The 19300-nt window shown below is 64.3% G+C and carries 16 protein-coding genes; 5 read left to right on the forward strand and 11 right to left on the reverse strand.

The annotated features are described in order from the left end of the window. Positions 1-8 precede the first annotated feature (8 nt). From AC5P8J_RS08015 to AC5P8J_RS08065, 11 genes are all read right to left on the reverse strand, one after another. Positions 9-812, reverse strand: coding sequence for a DUF4198 domain-containing protein (locus AC5P8J_RS08015; protein WP_021202574.1), 804 nt, complete (start codon positions 810-812; stop codon positions 9-11). Between the two features lie 74 nt (positions 813-886). Further along, entirely contained in the window at positions 887-1405 is a 519-nt protein-coding gene (locus tag AC5P8J_RS08020; RefSeq protein ID WP_021202573.1) for a DUF2271 domain-containing protein, read from the reverse strand. A 26-nt stretch (positions 1406-1431) separates the two neighbouring features. After that, the gene (locus tag AC5P8J_RS08025; protein ID WP_021202572.1) at positions 1432-2070 is read right to left on the reverse strand and encodes a PepSY-associated TM helix domain-containing protein; all 639 of its coding nucleotides are present in this window, start codon (positions 2068-2070) and stop codon (positions 1432-1434) included. Between the two features lie 176 nt (positions 2071-2246). After that, on the reverse strand, positions 2247-4667 hold the full coding sequence (locus AC5P8J_RS08030) for a TonB-dependent receptor domain-containing protein (RefSeq protein ID WP_197574778.1): 2421 nt from the start codon (positions 4665-4667) through the stop codon (positions 2247-2249). 145 nt (positions 4668-4812) lie between these two features. After that, on the reverse strand, positions 4813-5214 hold the full coding sequence (locus AC5P8J_RS08035; protein WP_021202570.1) for a hypothetical protein: 402 nt from the start codon (positions 5212-5214) through the stop codon (positions 4813-4815). A 164-nt stretch (positions 5215-5378) separates the two neighbouring features. Then, positions 5379-6056, reverse strand: coding sequence for a Fe2+-dependent dioxygenase (locus AC5P8J_RS08040; RefSeq protein ID WP_134735822.1), 678 nt, complete (start codon positions 6054-6056; stop codon positions 5379-5381). A 10-nt stretch (positions 6057-6066) separates the two neighbouring features. Continuing rightward, entirely contained in the window at positions 6067-6786 is a 720-nt protein-coding gene (locus AC5P8J_RS08045; RefSeq protein WP_227853960.1) for a tetratricopeptide repeat protein, read from the reverse strand. Between the two features lie 68 nt (positions 6787-6854). Next, entirely contained in the window at positions 6855-9161 is a 2307-nt protein-coding gene (locus tag AC5P8J_RS08050) for a TonB-dependent receptor domain-containing protein (protein WP_188250650.1), read from the reverse strand. Positions 9162-9309: 148 nt separating this feature from the next. Next, positions 9310-9714: a hypothetical protein gene (locus AC5P8J_RS08055; protein ID WP_134735820.1), complete on the reverse strand. Its 405-nt coding sequence runs from the start codon at positions 9712-9714 to the stop codon at positions 9310-9312. Between the two features lie 204 nt (positions 9715-9918). Further along, on the reverse strand, positions 9919-10251 hold the full coding sequence (locus AC5P8J_RS08060) for a non-heme iron oxygenase ferredoxin subunit (RefSeq protein ID WP_010483575.1): 333 nt from the start codon (positions 10249-10251) through the stop codon (positions 9919-9921). Further along, positions 10248-10787: a GNAT family N-acetyltransferase gene (locus tag AC5P8J_RS08065; RefSeq protein WP_021202565.1), complete on the reverse strand. Its 540-nt coding sequence runs from the start codon at positions 10785-10787 to the stop codon at positions 10248-10250. Before AC5P8J_RS08065 ends, AC5P8J_RS08060 begins: the two co-directional genes overlap by 4 nt. A gap of 241 nt (positions 10788-11028) precedes the next feature. On the opposite strand from AC5P8J_RS08065, the gene AC5P8J_RS08070 reads away from it, so the two are divergent. The 5 genes from AC5P8J_RS08070 (at position 11029) to AC5P8J_RS08090 (ending at position 19219) form a co-directional block, all read left to right on the forward strand. After that, complete coding sequence (locus AC5P8J_RS08070) at positions 11029-16359, forward strand: wall-associated protein (protein WP_494539974.1); 5331 nt, start codon at positions 11029-11031, stop codon at positions 16357-16359. 3 nt (positions 16360-16362) lie between these two features. Next, a complete protein-coding gene (locus tag AC5P8J_RS08075; RefSeq protein ID WP_478405686.1) occupies positions 16363-17301 on the forward strand; it encodes an RHS repeat domain-containing protein in 939 nt (312 codons plus the stop codon). A gap of 5 nt (positions 17302-17306) precedes the next feature. Then, positions 17307-17768 (forward strand): hypothetical protein, encoded by a 462-nt coding sequence (locus tag AC5P8J_RS08080; RefSeq protein ID WP_164144935.1) that lies wholly within the window; start codon positions 17307-17309, stop codon positions 17766-17768. A gap of 648 nt (positions 17769-18416) precedes the next feature. Next, a complete protein-coding gene (locus AC5P8J_RS08085; RefSeq protein WP_494539973.1) occupies positions 18417-19007 on the forward strand; it encodes an RHS repeat domain-containing protein in 591 nt (196 codons plus the stop codon). Then, positions 18983-19219 (forward strand): hypothetical protein, encoded by a 237-nt coding sequence (locus tag AC5P8J_RS08090; RefSeq protein ID WP_495216757.1) that lies wholly within the window; start codon positions 18983-18985, stop codon positions 19217-19219. The genes AC5P8J_RS08085 and AC5P8J_RS08090 overlap by 25 nt, the downstream gene beginning before the upstream one ends. The last annotated feature ends 81 nt before the right edge of the window (positions 19220-19300 follow it).

Genomic DNA, 19300 nt, shown 5'->3' on the forward strand with positions numbered 1-19300 from the left:
GGTCCACATTACTGCGGCAGCACTTCCAGCGTGGCCACGTAGCTGAGGCGGCGCTTGGCGGCCTGCTTCACCGAGGTCTTGTTGTCCTCGGTGCCGGTCTCCAGCCAGTACATGCCGGCTTCCGGCCAGGTCACCTTGATCTCGCCCTTGGCATCGCTGGTGACCTTCAGTTCGTCCTGTGCGTTGCGGTAGCGGGTGGCACCACGCACGATCTCGAATTCCAGGCCGGCGGCCGGCTTGCCATCGACCAGCACGCGGAAGGTGGCTTCCTCGCCGGCGAACAGGTCATTCGGGTGGCCGACGGCGACCAGCTCGATGCCGCGGTTGGTCGGCTTCAGCGCGGTGTCGTTCGGCGCGCCGTTGGTGACGAAGGTCTCCACGCGGCCGACCGACTGGCTCACTTCCAGCTTCTTCGCATCCTTCGGCAGTTCACCGAAAGTGGCAACGCTGCCACGCCAGCGCTTGCGCTCGCCGTTCTGCTCGTAGGTGGCGAACAGGCCGTCATTGACCGACGCGATGCGGTAGGTGCCCGGCTGCTTCAGTTCGATGTCGAACACGCTGCGGTACTTGCCGGTCGCTGCGTTCTGCGGCTGCACGGTGCTGCCGTCCGGCGCGGTGATCACCACCGATTCCAGGCGCAGCGGCACGTGGTTGAAGTAGAACAGGTCGTTGGAGACCGCACCGTCGACGGTGATCCACGGTGCGTTGCCGGCGATCACGGTCTGCGAGGGCAGCAGCCAGGCCTTGTGGGCCAGGGCGGAGAAGGGAAGGGCAGCGGCCAGGGCGGCGGCGAGGACGAGCGTGCGCTTCATGCGGAGGACTCCAGTGGATGCGGGGTGATGCGGCAAGGAGAAGGGGATTACGACTTGATCCCCTCCGTCCCCTCTCAGGGTTTGACGGACAGGGTGACCTGGCCCAGTTCGGTGGCGCCCTGCGCCTTGCCGTTCTGCGCGGCGGTGGCCGGCCAGGTAAAGGGGATCTTCAGCAGTTCACGGCCGCCGACTTCGCGCACCGCCTCGACCACCAGGGTGTAGTTGCCGGGGGCCAGCTGCTTCAGTGCCGGCTGCTTGTCGTTGAACGACAGCGCGTGCTTGCCGGCCGGGCGGGTCGGGCCGGTCACGCCGTCCACCGGCACCTGCAGGGTGCGGCCGCTCTTGCGCCACCACTGGCGCAGGTCGGGCAGCCACTTGGTGCCGTGGCCTTCGCTGTTGCTGGTCTGCTGGTACCAGACCGACAGATTGGCCGCGACCTTCTGGTCGGCGCCTTCCAGCCACACTGCCACGTACGGGCGGTGGTACTCGGCCACGTTGAGCTTGGGCACTTCGACGTTGATGTCGAGGGTGGTGGCATAGGCCGGCGAGGTGGCCAGCAGGCCGCTGAGGGCGATGGTCAGGGTGACGCGCATGGGGCGGCTCCGGAAACGAAGGAAAGTCAGTGGATCAGCAGCAGGGCGATCAGCAGCGGGATCATCAGGCCGAGGCCGACCAGCGGCCAGGTCATGCGCCGCTGCCGCGCATGCAGGTGCAGCAGGAACAGGCCGGTGATGCAGAACACCAGGCAGGCCACGGCGAACAGGTCCAGGAACCAGCCCCACGCCGGGCCCGCGTTACGGCCCTTGTGCAGGTCGTTGAGGTAGGACACCGCGCCGCGCGAGGTCGATTCGTATTCCACCGCGCCGGTCTCGCGGTCGATGCTCAGCCAGGCGTCGCCACCGGGGCGCGGCAGCGACAGGTAGATCTCCTCGGTCGACCACTCGGCCGGGCGGCCGCCAATGGCGATGCCCAGCTGCGTGTCCAGCCATTGCCGGGCCGGGCGCGGAATCGGTGCGTTGCCGTCCTCGCGCGTGCCCAGTTGGCCCAGCAGTTCGGCCGGCAGCTTCAGATGCTGGTTCTGCACCTCGGGCTTGGCCTCGATCTTCGCTGCATGGTTGAGGGTCAGGCCAGTCACCGCGAACAGCAGCATGCCGATCAGGCACACCGCCGAGCTGATCCAGTGCCACTGGTGCAGCGTCCGCAGCCAGAAGCCACGGTTCTGTTGCTGCTGCACGGTGGAAGAGGCAGGACGGCTCACGGCACGGTTCGAGGCGGACGGGGACTGCCCATTACATCATTGATGAGAATGGCTCGCAATTGCGTGTCGTTCTGTATCCCTGGAGGGCGATTGCCGGCCAGCGGCCGGCACTACCAGGGTTCCGGGAAACAACGTCGGATTGCCGGCCAGCGGCCGGCACTACCGGTGCGTGGCGGTCAGAACTTCGCGTTCAGCGAAATCCAGTAGCTGCGGCGCTGGTCCTTGGTCGCGTAGTCGTCCACGCAGTTGAACTCGCTCTGGCTGATCAACAGGCACGACTGCGAGACGAAATCCTTGTCGAGCAGGTTGTTGACCCGTGCGTTCACCGTCAGCCAGGGCGTGGCCTTCCAGCTGCCACCGAGATGGAAGATGGTGTAGTCCTCGTAGTAGCGGGTGTGGCTGGCGCCGTTGGCGTCCAGCAGCGTGTCGCGGTAGCGGTCGTAGCGGCCCTCGCCGATCAGCGACAGGCTGACTGCTTCGTTGACCTGCCAGTTGAGGCTGGCGTTGGCCATGTGTTTTGCCGGCATGGTGCCTGAGATCGGGCGCCCCTTGTCGGGGCCGCTGGTCTGCTCGCTCCTGGTCCAGGTGTAGTTGCCGCGCAGCTGCAGAGTGTCGAGCAGGTCGACGTGGGCGGCCAGTTCGGCACCCCGCGTTTCAGCCTTGTCGATGTTCACGCTCTGGGTGAAGGTGCTGTAGCCCAGCGCGGCCCAACCCGGACCGATGTCCACGCAGTAACCGCTGCCGGCCGGCGCCACTTCGCAGTTGGGGAAGGTGCCGCCGCTGGCGATCTTGTCCTCGAATTTGTTGAAGAAGCCGGTCACGTTGAAGCCCCAGCGCTGGCCCTCGTAGTAGGCGGCCACCTCGTAGTTGGTGCTGGTTTCAGGCTTCAGGTTCGGCGAACCCACCAGCGGCAGCACGCCCTGGCCACCGAAGCCGGTGATGCCCGGGAACAGCTGGTCCGGACGCGGGGTCTTGTAGCCGGTGCTGACGCCGCCCTTGAAGGTCCACGCGTCGCTGGCGTTCCACACAAGGTAGCCGCGCGGGCTGACATGGCTGCCGAACACGTTGTGGTCGTCGTAGCGCAGGCCGAAGGTAGCGGTGAGGGTATCGGTCAGCGCCCAGTTGTCCTCGGCGAACAGCGCCCACATGCGGTGCTTCTGCTTGGTGTTGCTGCGGTAGCCGGCGCCATCCATGCCGAACACGCCATCGATCATGTCGGTGTCGTTGTACTGGCCGCCGACGGTCAGCTTGTGCGCGCCGAAGTCGAGGTCAAGCATCGTGTCGAGCACGTAGCCTTCCAGTTCCATGGTGCGCAGCGGGCGCGGCAGGAACGCCTGCAGGCGCGCCATCTCGCTGGGATTGAGTGCGGTCAGCGCATTGCCGCGGCCGGCCGCACAGTTGCTGGCGGCACCGGTGCGGCGGCAGACGTCATTCCACAGCGTCTGCAGGTTGGCGCGCTCGTCCAAGGTCAGCGGCAGCGAACGGCCGAGGTTGCTGCTCTTGCTGTGGGTCAGCGAGGTCTGCCAGGTGCCGAAGCTGTAACGGCCCTGGTGGGTCAACGACAACTGATCGCGCTCGTAGCGCTGGTAGGCGGTGTAGCCCACGCGCGGCTGCACCACGCGGCGGGTGACGGTGCCGCTGCCGTTCGGGTTGGGGATGACCGCGTTGCCGACGCGCCAGAGGCTGGCCAGGCTGTCCAGCGTGCCGGTCTGTCCTTCGCTGTTGTCGTACTTCTGCCGCGACACGTCGTAGTCCAGCCACAGTTCGTGATCGTCGTTGACGCGGAAATCCAGGCGTACGCCAGTGTTCCAGTTGGTGTTGGCCACCGACTTGCCACCGCCGCCGAAGCCGATGCTGCGCTCCCACAGGCTGCCGTCGGGCAGGGGCAGTGCATCCCACTCCGGATTGGAGGCCTTGGCGTCGTAGTAGCTGCCGCGCACCGCCAGGCTGAGGCGGTCCTTCAGCAGCGGGCCGCTGAGGTACAGGTCGGTGGTGCGTGCATCACCGAACTGGTCATCCTGCTGCACGGTGAAGCCCTGGGTCACGGCGCCGTGCCAGCTGTCCTGGTTGCGTCGGGTGATGATGTTGATGACGCCGCCCATCGCGTCCGAGCCATACAGCGTGGACATCGGGCCGCGCACCACTTCGATGCGTTCGATCGCGTCCAGCGGCGGCAGGTAGGCGAACTGGCCGCCACCGAAGTTGTTCGGGTACAGCTGGCCGACATTGCTCTGGCGGCGGCCGTCGATCAGCACCAGGGTGTACTCGGACGGCAGGCCGCGCATGGAGATGGTGGCGCGGCCGTTCTTGTCGCTGGCCTCCAGGCCGACATCGATGCCTTCGACGTCGCGCAGCGCGTCGACCAGGTTGGTGTAGGGGCGCTTGCTGAGTTCTTCGCGACTGACCACGCTGATGCTGGCCGGTGCATCGACCACCTTCTGCTCGAAGCCGGAGGCGGTGACCACCACCTTGTCCAGCGTCTGTGGCGTGCCGGAAGCGTCACCGTGGGCGAAGGCAGGGGCGGTCATGGCCACCAGCACGGCGCTGGTCAGCAGGGTACGGGACAGGGACGAACGGACACGATGGCGCTGGGCCATGGCAGTAACCTCGAAGGATGCAGGGTGGTGCGATGCCAGGCGCGAACGGTCGGCATGCACGGGGAGGCCCGGTCAGGGGCGGCAGGGATGAAGCAGGCAGCGGCGCGCTGACGCGACCGTGCAGGTGGTCACGCGGGGCCGTGAATCAGGCGAGCGGCGGCGCCTGGCCGCGTTGCTGGCGGCGTCCGGGCGCGTCGGCCCAGGGCGTGTCCGGAGCGGCCAGCGGCCAGTCCGGGCGCACGCCGGGCATGGCCGGCGTAGCGGGTACGAGTTCAAGCTCGGTGCGCAGCCATTGGCTGGCCAGCAGCAACGGCGGGCGTGCCTTCTCGGCTGATTTCACCGGGGCGGCAGCACAGCGGCGCAGCTTGGCCGGTGCCTCTTCCAGCAGGGGGGCTTCGCCACCGCGCTCTTCCAGCGGCATCTGCACGGCCATTCCGGCTTGCCCGTGTGGCAGCAGGGGCAGGGTGCCCAGCAGCAAGGCCAGCATCGCCACCCACGCCAGCAGGCTGGCCAGCGCAGGACGCTGGCCGCGCATGGCGGTGCCCATCTTGCGATGGATGAGTGGGCGAGGGCGAAGCGGGCGCAGCAAGCAGGGGTCCCCAAGGGTCTGCCGGCAGCGGCCGGCATCAACGGGGCGTGATTGTAATGAGAGCTGTTATCTGTTGCAAATGAGAATGATTGCCAAAATGTCACGGACTGGCCGGATGGGGCTCAGACTTCGCTCCATCGCCGCAGCAGGTTGTGGTACACGCCGGTCAGCTGCAGCACCGCCTCGGCGTCGCCGCCGGTCTGCCGCAGGCGCTCGATCGCGCCATCCATTTCCCACAGCAGGCGGCGCTGCACATCGTCGCGGACCATGCTTTGTACCCAGAAGAACGAGGCCACGCGCGCACCTCGGGTGACCGGCCGCACCTGGTGCAGGCTGCTGGACGGGTACACGATCAGGTCGCCAGCGGGCAGCTTCACTTCATGCTCGCCGTAGGTATCGCTGATGATCAGTTCGCCGCCCTCGTACTCGTCCGGCGCGGACAGGAACAGGGTGCAGGAGATGTCCGAACGCAGCTGTTCGCCGTTGGCCAGGTTCATCACCGCGCCGTCGACGTGGAAACCATAGGTGCCGCCGCCGCTGTAGCGGTTGAAGCGCGGTGGCAGGTACTTCAGTGGCAGCGCGGCGCTGAAGAACAGCGGATGCCGGGCCAGCGCGACGAGGATGATCTCGCCCAGTTCGCGGCGCAGCGGCGAGGCCTCGGGCAGCTGCTGGTTGTGCTTGGCCTGCGCGCCCAGATGGCCGACGGTCTCGCGGCCATCGGTCCAGTCGGCGGCATCCAGCCGGCGGCGGAAGTCGGCCACCTGGTCGGCGCTGAGAACGTCGGGGATGTGCAGCAGCATGCGGGACTCCTCAGAGGGACGGCGGTGCGACCAGGGCGCGCACCTGTGGATGCGGCGATGCGGCCAGTTCCGGCACGAGATGCGCCATGAACGCCGGGCTGCCGTGGGCCAGTGCCAGCTGCAGCCAGTGCACGGCCTGCTCGACCTGGCCGGCCTGCAGCAGGATCGAGGCGTAGTTGGCCTGGCCGCGGAAATCACCGGCCTCGGCCGCGCGCTGGTACCAGTCCAGCGCCGCCTGCGGATCGCGCTCGATCTCCAGTCCGTCTTCGAGGTGGCGGGCCAGCAGGTTCATCGATTTGGCGTGGCCCAGGTGCGCGGCACGCGTGTACAGCGCCAGCGCCTGCGCGCGGTCCAGCGGCACGCCGCGGCCGGTGGCCAGCAGGTTGGCCAGGTTGTACAGGCCCCAGTCCAGCCCGGTGTCGGCCGCGCGCCGGTACCACACTGCGGCCAGTGCCGGATTGGCCGTGGTGCCCTGGCCCAGTTCGTGGCAGCGGCCAAGCATGTTCATCGCCATCGGCGCGCCGTTGTTGGCGGCGGTTTCGTACCAGAGCAGTGCCGCCGAGGCGTCCTGCGCGGTGCCTTTGCCTTCCATGTGCATCTGCGCGAGCAGCAGCTGTGCCTCGACCTGTCCGGCCCGCGCGGCGTCGCGCACATGCGCGAAGGCCGCCTGCGGATCGTGCTGCAGCAGCTCGGCCAGAGCTTCGCTGTCGATGGGGGTACGGGGTGCCATGAGGTGAGTATCGCCGGAAACAAAAACGGCGGCAGGAGCGCCTGCCGCCGTGGTGGAGCGAAGCTACATCAGAACTTCACGTTCAGTGCCAGGGTGGCCGAGCGACCCGGGGCGATGCTCGCGTAGTGCGAGGCATAGGCCTTGGTGAAGTAGGTCTTGTCGGTCAGGTTCTGCACGTTGAGCTGCAGGCTGATGTTGCCCTGGATCGCGTAGCTGGCCATCGCGTCGAAGCGGGTGTAGCTGGCAATCCACTTGGCGTTGGCCACATCACCGTACTGCTTGTCCGAGTAGAACGCACCGGCGCCGACGGTCAGGCCGATCGGGAAGCGGTACGTGGTCCACAGGTTGGCGCTGTGCTTGGCGGTGTTCGGGAATTCGTTGCCGTTGTTCGGCGATGGCACGTAGACGTTGGACGGGCAGGTGCGGCCCACCGGTGCGCCACAGACAAAGCCATTGTCCTTCAGCTCGGAATCGAGGTAGGTGTAGCCGCCGTACAGGCTCCAGGCCTCGGTCAACTGGCCGTTGAAGCCCAGCTCGAAACCGTTGATCTCTTTCTTGCCGGCGTTCTGGCTGGTGCCGTTGTCGACGGTCACGCGCGCGTTGTTCATCACGGTGTGGAAGATCGCAGCAGTCAGGTTCAGGCGGTTGTCCAGCAGGTCCCACTTGGTGCCCAGTTCGAGGTTCTTCGTGTCCTGCGGCTTGAGGTCGGCAACGGCCGCGCTCAGGCCGTCCGAACCGTCACCACCGTCCATGCCCGGCGGGGTCGAGGAGGTGCCCCAGGACAGGTAGATGCTGCCGTTGGCGGCCGGCTTGAACACCACGCCGGCCTGGTAGTTCAGGAAGTCGTTGCTGTTGCGCACGCGGGTCGGTGCCTTGCCGGCCACCGGCGTGGTCAGGGTGGTACGGAAGTCGTCGTAGCGCAGGCCGAGGTTGATCATCCACTGCTCATTGAGCTCGATGGTGTCGAACACGTAGGCCGAGGTGGTCCTGGTGCGCTGCTCGACGTCCAGCGCCTTGTCGCTGCGATAGACGATCTGACCGGCCGCCCACGGATCGTTCGGGTTCGGCTTGTTGAAGTCGGTGCAGTTGTAGCCGGTGGCCGCGCCGGACACCTGGCAGCGAGTGCTGTTGGCGCTGTTTTCAAGGGGATTGGCGGTGCCCGGCGACATCAGGTAGCTGCCACGGGTCATCTTCTCGTCGCTGTACTCCAGGCCCGCGCTGTAGCTGTGCTTGAGCGCGCCGGTCTGGAACGCACCGGTCAGGCCCAGCTGGTCGGCGAAGCTCTTGACGTCGACCGCACGGGTGTTGGTGCGACGCCACAAGGTGCCGTACAGGTTGGGGTTGCCCTTGCTGTCGTCCGGCTGGGTCCACAGGTAGTCGTTGCTGGTGTTGCCCAGGCGCGCGATGTTGCGAAGCTTGTGGCCACCGAAGTCGTAGCTGGCGTCCAGAGTGCTGATGTCGGCGCGGGTGCGCTGGAAGTCACGGTCGACCAGGCCGTAGTAGTTGTTGCGGTCCGGCACCACTGGGCGGCCATCACCGTTCCTGGCCACGTTCGGGCCGCTGGAGAACGGATTGTTGTAGGGGAAGCCACCCGCATCGGGCAGGTCATCGCTCTGCATGTGGTAGTGGCTGGCGATCAGCTGCGCCGGGCCGTTCAGGCCGAACGCGATCGACGGCGCGATGCCCCAGCGGCTGACGTTGGCGGCGTCGCGGCCGGCGATGTCCGACGCGTGCTTCATCAGGTTCAGGCGGGCGGCGATGCCATCGCCCAGCACGTAGTTGGCGTCCACGGTGCCGCGTGCGTAGCTGTCGGTGCCGATGCCCATGCTGGCGCTGGTCTCGTTCTTCAGCTTCGGCGTCTTGCTCACCAGGTTCAGGCTGCCACCGCCGGAATCACGGCCGCCGTAGGCCGAGCTCGGGCCCTTGACCACTTCCACCTGCTCCAGGTCGAAGATCTCGCGGGTCTGCGAGCCGACGTCGCGCAGGCCGTCGACGAACACGTTGCTCTGCGAATCGAAGCCACGGATGAACGGGCGGTCACCGGTCGGATTGCCGCCTTCGCCGGCACCGAAGGTGATGCCCGGCACCATGCGCAGCGCATCCTGCAGGTTGGTCGCACCGGTTTCGGCGATCAGCTTCTCCGACACGATCGACACTGACTTCGGGGTGTCCAGCAGCTCGGCGGTGAACTTCGGCGAGGACGGGTTGAACCAGCTGCCGCGCACCTGCACCTTGTCCAGCTCAGTGGCGTTGCGGGAGCCGGCGTCGGCGCTGTCGGCGGCCTGCGCAGCCAGCGGCGCGAAGCCCGCGGCCAGGGTGGCGGTGGCGAGCAGGGAAACGCGCGGGGCGTGCTTGCGGGACGTGATGTAGGTCATGGCGATGGGTCGTGGCGTGGATCGGGAAAGGGGGAGAGCCGTAGCGCAGGCAGCGCGTGGGCACGTGGAGGGCTTCGTCTGTAGAGCCGAGCCGATGCTCGGCTATGGGCGAATGACGTCAGACGCACGGCAACAGCCGCAGGGCGTCTCAGCTGGCGTGCGGTGCGGGCGGTGCGTGGCCGGGGTTCAACCGCAGTGCGGGATCGTGCAGCTGCCAGCGCAGGGCGTTGGAGCGCCACAGCGGAACATGTACGACCAGGGCGGCGCGCGGGGGAGCCAGTCCGGTACAGGGCATGGTGCCCTCGCCATCCAGCGGCGGCTCCGGTGCTGGCGCGGCAGGGTGCGGGCACTCGTCCGCCGGCGGGGCCGGCATCGGCATGACCTGCTGCAGATCTTCAGCCTGTGCCTGCCAGCCGTTGGCAGCAGGGCCGTTGTCGCGTCCTTCGTGCAGTGCCGACCAGCCCAGCAGCAGCGTCAGCAGCACGGCCACAAGCAGCGGCCACCCTTGACGGGCAAGCTGGCACAGCGTGGCGGTGGGCGCGGGCGAAGCCATGGCGCGAGGGGCGGAGTCGTTACGAAGATGTTACGTAGAATAACATCAACGATAATGATTCGCATGTACGGGGCGTGGCGGCCCCCCGAGGCGGCCACGGGGCGCCCTGGAAGGGTCCTCATGGCCTGCCGGTAGATCCACCCCATGGGTTGATGCTCTCTGGCGGGGCGCCCCGTGAATGGTCTCTCCGGGCGGAGCGCCGCCTCAATCCCGGTCGTCGCGGGTCCAGATGGCGTCGTGCTCGCGCTTCACCGGAAACTTGGGCACAGGGCTGTAGGCCGGCGCGCACAAAGCGCGCCCGTCACGCACGTCGAAGCGCGCCCCGTGCAGCACGCACTCCACACTGCCTTCGGTGGTGTTGAACTCGCCCGAGGACAGCTCGAACTCTTCATGCGTGCACTGGTCTTCCAGGGCGTACAGCTCGCCGTCGAGGTTGAATACCACGATCGGCGTGCCGGTCACCTCGTCGAACACACTCTTCATTTCGCCCGGCAACAGCTCGGCGCCGGCACAGACAAAGGTCCAGGCCTCGCTCACGCGACGGCTCCGGTCAACGGCTTTTCAAGGATCTCGAAGCGCAGGTCGTCGCGCTTGGGGATGCCGAAACGCTCGTCGCCATACGGGAACGGCTTCTTGATGCCGGTGCGGCTGTAGCCGCGACGCTCGTAGAAGGCGATCAGTTCGTCGCGCACGTCGATCACCGTCATCTGCATCACCGGCACGTTCCATTCGCGTGCGGCGTGCGCTTCGGCGGCGTCCATCAGCTGCTTGCCAACGCCGCCACCCTGCTGGGCCGGGTCGACCGAGAACATGCCGAAATAGCCCTTGCCGTCGACATCGGCGACATGGGCGCAGGCCACCAGCTGGTCCCCGCGCTCGGCCAGCAGGATGGTGGAGCGCGGGCGGTCCAGGTCGGCCTGGATGCCTTCGGCGTCGATGCGGGCGCCGTCCAGCAGGTCGGCTTCGGTGGTCCAGCCGACGCGGCTGGCATCGCCGCGGTAGGCCGAGGTGACGAGGGCAATGAGGGCGGGGATGTCGGCCGGCGTGGCGGCGCGGAAGGTCAGGGTGCTCATGGGGACATTCTAGGTCGAGCGGGGAAGGGCACGGGAGGCCGCTGGCTGACGTGACTTTGCCGAGTGTGGCCAATACGTGGACTTGACGCCATCTTCATTATTCGTTCATATCTGTGACCAGCACCCACCCACCGTGAAGCAACGCGTGGCTGTCTGCCGGCGTGGGTGCTGCCTGGTCGAAGGTCAACTGCCGTTCGGCGCGGGTGGGGCACACAGGGACGTCGATCCAGGGAGGATCTGCATGCAGTCTGGCCTCATTTCATATCCGCGCGCCGCAATGGCTGCCAAGGGTCTTCTTCTCGGTGTCGTTGCCCTGTGCGTGCTGGCACCGGTCGGCGTTTCCGCCCAGATCGTTCCCACCTGGCGGCAGGAGTACGACAAGCGACTGAAGTATGGGGACCTCGTCGAGCCGCTGAAGGGCGAGATCTTCGGCGAGCAGGTCAATCTCTACGACGGCTCGATCAGTTTCAAAGCCACGGATATTTCGATTCCGGGCAACAGTGGGCTCGCGGTATCGCTCAGCCGCAGTTACGGGGATGTCAGCGGCAGTGCAAATGACAAGGAATATGGAAACTGGGATCTCGACATCCCATCGCTTTCAGGCATCTACGGAGACCAGCCCGAAACCGCGATCGGCGGGCATTGGACGCCAAGCGCCCGTTGCTCGACAGTCTCCGCACCCCCGTCGCTGGATGTCTGGAATTACAAGCAAACCCAGACCATCAGTTTTGCTCCGTACACCTATTGGGAGGGGGTGAGGCTTTCATTGCCGGGCGGAGGCGGTGAAACCGTCCTGGCGGGCAGCGGGGACGCGCGCCAGCCAACTCCGCAGGTTGGCACGCCAACGCCCTGGAACACAAAAGGGGGATGGTTCTTCTCCTGCCTCAGTGCGCTCAAGAGCGGCCAGCCGGGCGAAGGCTTTCTGGGCCACGCGCCGGATGGAACCAAGTACTACTTCGACTGGATGGTGGCGCGCGAGAACGAGTCTGCCGTTCTCCAGCCCTACGACACCATCACCCATGCCACGCTGAAACGGAAAAAGGTCTTCCTTTATCCATCACAGGTTGTCGATCGTTTCGGCAATTGGGTCCGCTACGAATGGAGTGGCGGGCGGCTGGATCGAATCATTGCCAACGATGGGCGCAGCATCAGCCTTGCCTATGACTCCCTGGGCCGTATCGCAACGGCGACGGCAGCGGGTCGAACCTGGACCTATGGCTACACCCCGGCCGGTGTGTTGCAGTCGGTGACGCTGCCGGACGGGACGGCGTGGAGCTACAACCTGCCGCCTGTCAATGTGACGAAGAAGTATCAGGAGTACACCGGGCAGGACGTTTGGGCCTATATGGAGGTCCCGGCTCTTTGCGCGAAGACGAACAAGATTGTGCAGACCGAGGTTGCAGCCTCCATCACGCACCCATCAGGCGCGGTGGGAACCTTCGTGTTCCGACCCTTCCGGCATGGCCGCAAGAATGTTCCGTTCAACTGCCAGACTTCCGGCGACGACCAGTTGCTGGCCGACGGATGGAATCTCACGCCTATCTATCGGGACGCGATGTCGCTGGTGGCAAAGCGGATAAGTGGCCCGGGGATGCCCACGGCGGAGTGGAGCTATCAGTACACCAATCTGGGGTGGGAGTACGACAGGAGAGTCGACCAGGCTGGGTGGCCGGCGATCCCGGTGGGGCAGGCAGAGCCCAAGATAACGATTGAAACCCTGCCGGATGGCACGATCCGGACATACGAATTCGGAAAGGAAGTTGGCTATAACGACGGTCTGCTGCTGTCGACGACAACCAGCTCTGGTGGCGCGGTGGTTCGAACCGAGCGCAGTAACTACTACCCGGACGCGCAGCTTGCCAGCGCACCGTTCCCGCGCGAGGCGGGTCGGAATCTCAAGTACGGGGCCACGGAGCTGGGAGAGCATCTGAACCGCCCAGTGCAGAGCACGATCATCAATCAGGACGGCGTGCAGTTCACCCGTACGGTGCAGGCCTTTGATGCCTTCGTCCGCGAAGTTTCCGTTGTCGAAGCGAATTCCGCCGGCCAGAGTCGCACCAGCAGCACCAGCTACTACGACAATCCCGCGCTATGGGTGAACGGCCAGGTGGCGCGCAGTGTGCTCAATGGCATCGAGCAGTCGCGAACCGAATTCGATACGGCCAAAGCACTGCCGTTACGCGCCTATGCATTCGGCCGCCTGGCGCAGCAGGTGACCTACGCAGCCGACGGCACGGTTGCCTCGGTGGCCGATGGCCGCGGCAATACCAGCCATCTGTCGGGATGGAAGCGTGGCGTTCCGCAGCAGCTGCGCATGCCGGCCACGCCCGAAGCGCCCAATGGCGCGGTGCGCACGGTTGCCGTCGACGACAACGGTTGGATCACCTCGCTGACCGACGAAACCGGCGCAACCACCAGCTTCAGCTACGACAGCATGGGCAGGCTGCGCAGCCAGCAGTTCCCTGGCGGCGACAGCGTGAACTGGAATGGCGTAACCATGGACCTGCAGCGGCTGGGTGGCGCGCAGCTGGGGGTGCCCGCCGGTGCGTGGAAGCACTCCCGCACGCAGGGCGGGCGGCGCACGGATACCTACCTGGATGCGATGTTCCGCCCGGTGCTGGTGACCGAAAACGCCAACAACGTGCTGGACAGCGCCGTGGTGACCCGCTACGACACCAGCGGCAAGACCGTGTTTGCCTCGTATCCCACGCGGCAGTTCTCCGATATCAATGCCACCCTGGCCGGCACCACGACGCAGTACGACGCGTTGGGCCGCCCCACCGTGGTCAGTCAATCGTCCGAGCTGGGGGCACTGGTTACCCGCACCGAGTACGTGGGCAATCTGTCGGTGAAGGTGACCAATCCACGCGGCCAGGCCACGACGACCCGTCATCTTGCCTACGACCAGCCCAGCTATGAGATGCCGCTGACGCTGCAGCATCCGGAAGGCGTGGTGACCGAGATCCAGCGAGACACGTTGGGCAAGCCGCTGGCGATCACCCGCCGCAGTGCAGACGGCAGCCAGTCGCTGACCCGCCGCTACGTCTATGACGGCTACCAGCAGCTGTGCAAGACCATCGAACCGGAAACCGGCGCGACCGTGCAGGACTACGACGCGGCAGGCAACGTGCTGTGGTCGGCGGCCGGCACGGGTTTGACCAGCACCACCGACTGCAACCGCAGTGAAGCGCTGGCCAGTGGACGTGCGGTGAAGCGCAGTTACGATGCTGCCAACCGCTTGTCGACCCTGATCTTCCCGGATGGGCGCGGAAATCAGAACTGGTCCTACGCGCCTGATGGTCTGCCTGCCGAGATCAATACGCAGAACGACCCGGCCCGGCCGATGGTCGTCAACCGCTACCAGTACAACCGCCGCCGCCTGCTCAGTGGCGAAACCCTGCAGCATCCGGATCTGGGAAGCCTGAGCCTGGCCTATGGCTACGATGCCAACGGCACACTGGCCAGCAATATCTACCCGGGGGGGCGCGTCGTCAGCTATACGCCGGATGCACTGGGTCGGGCGACGACGGTCGGTGGCTATGCGAAAGAGGCCAGTTACTTCGCCAACGGCGCATTGGCCCGCTTCGTCTATGGCAACGGGATCGTGCACACGTTGACCCAGAATGCCCGCGGGCTGCCCGACCGCAGCCGCGATGCCACCGCAGCGGCCGCAGTGCTGGATGACAGCTACGACTACGATGCCGGCGGCAATGTGATGGCCATTTCCGATGGCCTGCCCGGGGCGCCCGGTAACCGGGACATGACCTATGACGGCCTGGACCGGTTGCGGACGGTCACTGCACCGGGCTTCGGCAACGCACTGTATGAGTATGATGCGCTGGACAACCTGCGCCGTGCCAAGGTCGGCAGCCGCGATCGTACGCACTATTTCGATCCGACCAATCGGCTGGTCAACGTGATCGAAACCGGAACCGGGGCAACCGTCACCGGTCTTGGCTATGACGTGCAGGGCAATCTATCGGTGCGCAATGGTCAAGCTTTCGCGTTTGATTACGGCAACCGACTGCGTGCGGCGGGTACAGCAGAGAGTTACGAGTACGACGCCCACGGGCGCCGGGTGAAGGCCAGCGCCAGTGGCAAGGGGGCGATCTATTCGTTCTACGACAACGGCGGTGTGCTGCGATTCCAGCGCAACGAACGTACCGGCAAACAGACCGACTATCTCTACCTGTCAGGCAGCCTTGTGTCCCAGGTGCATGGCGAAGCCGCACCCAGCGTTCCCGCGCTGAGTGCGCCGGGCTACATCACCCAGGGCAGCGTTAACCTGACCTGGAGCCCGGCCGGTGGTGCCAACCGCTATGAGCTGCAGCGTGCGCTTGCGGGCACCTGGAGCACGGTCTTCGATGGCGCGGCGCAATCGTTCACCAGCACCGGCCTGGTCACGGGAACCTATCAGTTCCGGGTGCGCGGCTGCCGGGCGGTGTGCGGCGGATGGAGCAATGTCGCATCAGTGGCCGTGGCACTGGCGCCATCGACCGTGCCGACCTTGAACGTGCCTGCCACAGCCTTCAATGGCAGTTTCAGCGTGGCATGGTCTGCGGCCTCCGGTGCCGAGCGCTATGAGCTGGAGGAAAGCGCCAATGGTGGCGCCTGGGCCCAGGTGCATAACGCCATCGGTCAGTCCAAGGCCTTCAGTGGCAAGGCAGCGGGAAGCTACAACTACCGGGTTCGCGCATGCAATCCGGTGGGATGCACGGGATACAGCGCCACGGCTGCGGTGACGGTGGTGTATCCGCCCGCCACTGCGCCAGGTCTCTCTGCGCCGGCACGCGCTGCGCCGGGCAGTATCGGCATTGGCTGGAACGGGGTGGCTGGTGCCACGCGTTACACCTTGCAGGAAAGCAGCAATGGTGGCGGATGGGTCACGCTGTTCGACGGCAACGCGGGTTCCTATGCCACCGCTGCGCGCGGGGTCGGCAGCTATGGCTATCGGGTTGCCGCCTGCAATGGCGCAGGCTGCGGACCGTGGTCGGCCACGGCGACGGTAGCGGTGATCGGGCCGCCGACGATCGAGCCGGTGATCAACGCGCCGGGCCTGGTGAACGTGCCGCAGTACAGCCTGAGCTGGTCGGTGCCAGCCAACAGCGAGAGTTTCGTGCTGGAGGAGAGTGCCAACGGTGGTGGCTGGACAGTGGTGCATAACGGCGGCGGAAACAGCTTTGGCGCCAGCCGTGGAAAAGGCAGCTACGCCTATCGCGTGAGGGCGTGCAATTTCGCGGGGTGCAGTCCGTACTCGGGCATTGCGACGGTTGTGGTCGCACTTCCGCCTGGCACGCCCAGCTTCTACCTTGCCGAATGGTTGACCACCCGCAAGGCGCCGTATCAGGTGCAGTGCTCGGTGGGCTGGAGCCAAGTGGCCGATGCGACCGAGTACCAGCTTGAGAGTGGTGGCGGTGGAAAGCGCCTGTATACCGGGCCGAACGCTTATGTGAGTGCAGGCGGCAATGCCTACTGTGCTGGTGACTATCGCGTGCGTGCCTGCAATGCAGGTGGTTGCTCACCGTGGTCGGCCGACCATCCCGTCACCCGAGGCGTACTGAGCTGGGACTAAGCCATGAATGGACTCTCTTTGCTGTTGATTCGGGCGGTACTCGCGGTGGTGGTGCTGGCGGCCTGTATGGCTCCGGCAGTCGCACAGGAAGTGGTCGAGTACATCCACACTGATGCACTGGGTTCACCGGTGGCGATCACCGATGCCAGCGGAAACGTCATCGAGCGTACGGTGTATGAGCCGTATGGGGCGGTGGTGAATCGGCCGTTGAAGGATGGGCCGGGATATACGGGGCATGTGACGGACTCGGAGACCGGGCTGAGTTATATGCAGCAACGGTACTATGATCCTGCGTTGGCAGGCTTTCTGTCTGTCGATCCGGTCGCTGCATATCAGAGCCCGATTGGACAGTTCAGTCGCTACAGGTACGGAGATGGCAATCCCTACCGCTTTACTGACCCAGATGGGCGTCAAGTGTCGGATCCACGTTCTTGCCACGACACTTCCAGCTGCCTGACCCTTGATCAGGCACAACAGCAAGTCGGGCGAGATGGCCGTCTGATGCTGAGAATTGTTGGAGGATCGGCGGTCGCGGGCGCAACCGGTGGCGCAGCGATAGAGGGTGGAGGATTCGTTTCAGCGTTGGCTGCGGCAATGCGTGGCGCCATAATGGCCGGGAAGGATTTTTCCCAAGCACGGAAGTACATTGACTCGGTTGCAGATCAGTTGGGTCCCACCGGGGGACGTGCTGGCAGAAGAACCAACCAGTACGAGGGGCATGGTGGCGCCGCTGGCGCAAAAAAAATGTTCAATATATTGACTCGCGGCCAGTCTGAGGCGCGGGATGGGGGGCAGTTAGGGAAACTGGGCGACGGCTCAGTGGTTCAGATGAGTGCAAGAATTACAAGGGATGGTTCGGGCGAGACTTCAGTTCGGCTCAGCGCTGAACGAACCGGAACCAAGATTAAAGAGGTTATTAAAGTTAGATTTAAAGAGGAGTAGGTGGCATGTTTGGTGATGATTCCACGCTATTCATGAGGTATGTAAAGGGGCGGTGTAATTCTGTATACCCGTGGTCGTTGTCAATTGTAGATTGCTATTTTATGTGGCTCGCATTTTCCAAGGTCTCTGGGAGTGATCGGCCGCTGCTGTCGAGGATATCTGATAATGGCAGGCAGATTGAGGATGTTCTCATTGCTGATGCCTACGATATCTATGAGATTGATAGTCGTGCCGCGGGTTTTGAAGTTGTGCTGCGCCATGATTCGTCGGGCTCATTGTGTTATTGGGATGTTCATGAGCGCTTTGTTATAGCTGTTGGTGGTCGTGACTTCCTTGGGGTGGCCAGCCCATATCCCGGGGACATAGAAAAGCATCGTTATATTGAGGAGATGATGCATAGAGAGGCGTTCGGATTTGATGGGCCGCCTGAGGCGATTTATGCGGCCATCTCCAATCCGTTCTCTTGAAGGGGTGACTAACGTCGTTGTTCAGGGATGCTCTGAAGAACTCCCGGGCAGTGCGGGCCGCTGGCCGGCAACCTGAGAGGCAATGACAGCTCATGTTGAGGAGACTGTACTGCTTGCTCACCATAGACACCCCTCTCGTTACCATTGATTATGGCTCTGAGTTGCCTGCGAAATCCTGGTCGGTCCAATATGAAGATCAAATTGATCTTGAAGGGCGTCGCCGTGTATTACGCGAAAACTGCTGTTTTCACGATCGTAAGCTATGGATTGTTGCGTCTCGTGTACGGGCATACATGGATTTCATTCATTGAATGGGCGCTCATACTTCTGGCGGCGTTCACGGTGGGCTACATACCTCTTTTCGTTGGCTTGCTACGTGGGAAGAGTTCGTAGCAGCCTTGTGCAGACGCGATATGTCCGCCGAATGGGGCCTCTTCTTAAGCGTAGCTATCTTGCAGGCTGCTGAAGCGCCAGTCGCAACGGGAGATTGCGTCATCGGCATTTTTTCGCGGCAAGACCTACGTGCAGTCGAGTGGCGGGACCTATTGCGCGCATGAGTATCGCGCGCGTGCCTGCAATGCAGAAGATTGCTTGCCGTGGTGGAGCAACCATCCTGTCACCCAGAGTGTACCGAGCTGGGACTAAGCCATGAATGGACTCTCTTTGTTGTTGATTCGAGTGGTGCTTGCGATAGTGGTGCTGGTGGCCTGTATGGCGCCAGCGACCGCCCAGGAAGTGGTCGAGTACATCCACACTGATGCATTGGGTTCACCGGTGGCGATCACCGATGCCAGCGGAAACGTCATCGAGCGTATGGTTTATGAGCCGTATGGGGCGGTGGTGAATCGGCCGTTGAAGGATGGGCCGGGATATACGGGGCATGTGACGAAATTGGGGGCCGGGCTGAGTTACATGCAGCAGCGATATTATGACTTCCAAACTGTCGCATTTCTGGGGGCTGATCCAGTTGCAGCTAGTTCGGAAGGGGCTTCATTCAATCGCTATGCTTCTGCCAATCTGTATAAGTTCAAGGATCCGGACGGCAGGGCAGACATGAACGTGCTCGGTGAAGCTGATCCGAACGGGCTGAGAGCAGGAGGAGATCCGCTCAACATTCCGGACAAGTTCACGGTCGCAGGGCACGCCAATAACATGGTCATTCAGGACCAGCGAGGGGGCGCATGGAAAACTACTCCACAGTCAGCTCCTGGGATATGGCTCGGACCCAGTTTGGGCTAAAACACGGCCAGGAAATATTCATGGCAGGTTGCCACTTGGGGGCGGAAATCGGTCAGGCAAAGGCTTTTGCTCAGGGATGGGCGAGCCTGAATAAGTCGTCCGTCTATGCTCCCAACGGATTCGTTCGCTATCCAAAAAACTACAAGCCTGGAGATGATATGACGCTCCGTGTCAGTATGGGTGAGAACGGAACCGGAGGTGCAGGTGTATGACAGAGGTTCTCGCCTGGAGGGACGGGGCCGGCGGGTCCCGCCATTCGTTCGATTACGATCAAAGCTGATGGTTCAATATCC

This window comes from Stenotrophomonas sp. YJH_SMC_37, assembly GCF_059370035.1.

Excerpts from the sequence above, each read along its gene's own strand:
- AC5P8J_RS08015 (WP_021202574.1), bottom strand. The coding sequence starts at position 812 with ATGAAGCGCACGCTCGTCCTCGCCGCCGCCCTGGCCGCTGCCCTTCCC.
- AC5P8J_RS08020 (WP_021202573.1), bottom strand. The coding sequence starts at position 1,405 with ATGCGCGTCACCCTGACCATCGCCCTCAGCGGCCTGCTGGCCACCTCG.
- AC5P8J_RS08030 (WP_197574778.1), bottom strand. The coding sequence starts at position 4,667 with ATGGCCCAGCGCCATCGTGTCCGTTCGTCCCTGTCCCGTACCCTGCTG.
- AC5P8J_RS08035 (WP_021202570.1), bottom strand. The coding sequence starts at position 5,214 with ATGGGCACCGCCATGCGCGGCCAGCGTCCTGCGCTGGCCAGCCTGCTG.
- AC5P8J_RS08040 (WP_134735822.1), bottom strand. The coding sequence starts at position 6,056 with ATGCTGCTGCACATCCCCGACGTTCTCAGCGCCGACCAGGTGGCCGAC.
- AC5P8J_RS08045 (WP_227853960.1), bottom strand. The coding sequence starts at position 6,786 with ATGGCACCCCGTACCCCCATCGACAGCGAAGCTCTGGCCGAGCTGCTG.
- AC5P8J_RS08050 (WP_188250650.1), bottom strand. The coding sequence starts at position 9,161 with ATGACCTACATCACGTCCCGCAAGCACGCCCCGCGCGTTTCCCTGCTC.
- AC5P8J_RS08055 (WP_134735820.1), bottom strand. The coding sequence starts at position 9,714 with ATGGCTTCGCCCGCGCCCACCGCCACGCTGTGCCAGCTTGCCCGTCAA.
- AC5P8J_RS08065 (WP_021202565.1), bottom strand. The coding sequence starts at position 10,787 with ATGAGCACCCTGACCTTCCGCGCCGCCACGCCGGCCGACATCCCCGCC.
- AC5P8J_RS08070 (WP_494539974.1), top strand. The coding sequence starts at position 11,029 with ATGCAGTCTGGCCTCATTTCATATCCGCGCGCCGCAATGGCTGCCAAG.
- AC5P8J_RS08075 (WP_478405686.1), top strand. The coding sequence starts at position 16,363 with ATGAATGGACTCTCTTTGCTGTTGATTCGGGCGGTACTCGCGGTGGTG.
- AC5P8J_RS08080 (WP_164144935.1), top strand. The coding sequence starts at position 17,307 with ATGTTTGGTGATGATTCCACGCTATTCATGAGGTATGTAAAGGGGCGG.
- AC5P8J_RS08085 (WP_494539973.1), top strand. The coding sequence starts at position 18,417 with ATGAATGGACTCTCTTTGTTGTTGATTCGAGTGGTGCTTGCGATAGTG.
- AC5P8J_RS08090 (WP_495216757.1), top strand. The coding sequence starts at position 18,983 with ATGGCTCGGACCCAGTTTGGGCTAAAACACGGCCAGGAAATATTCATG.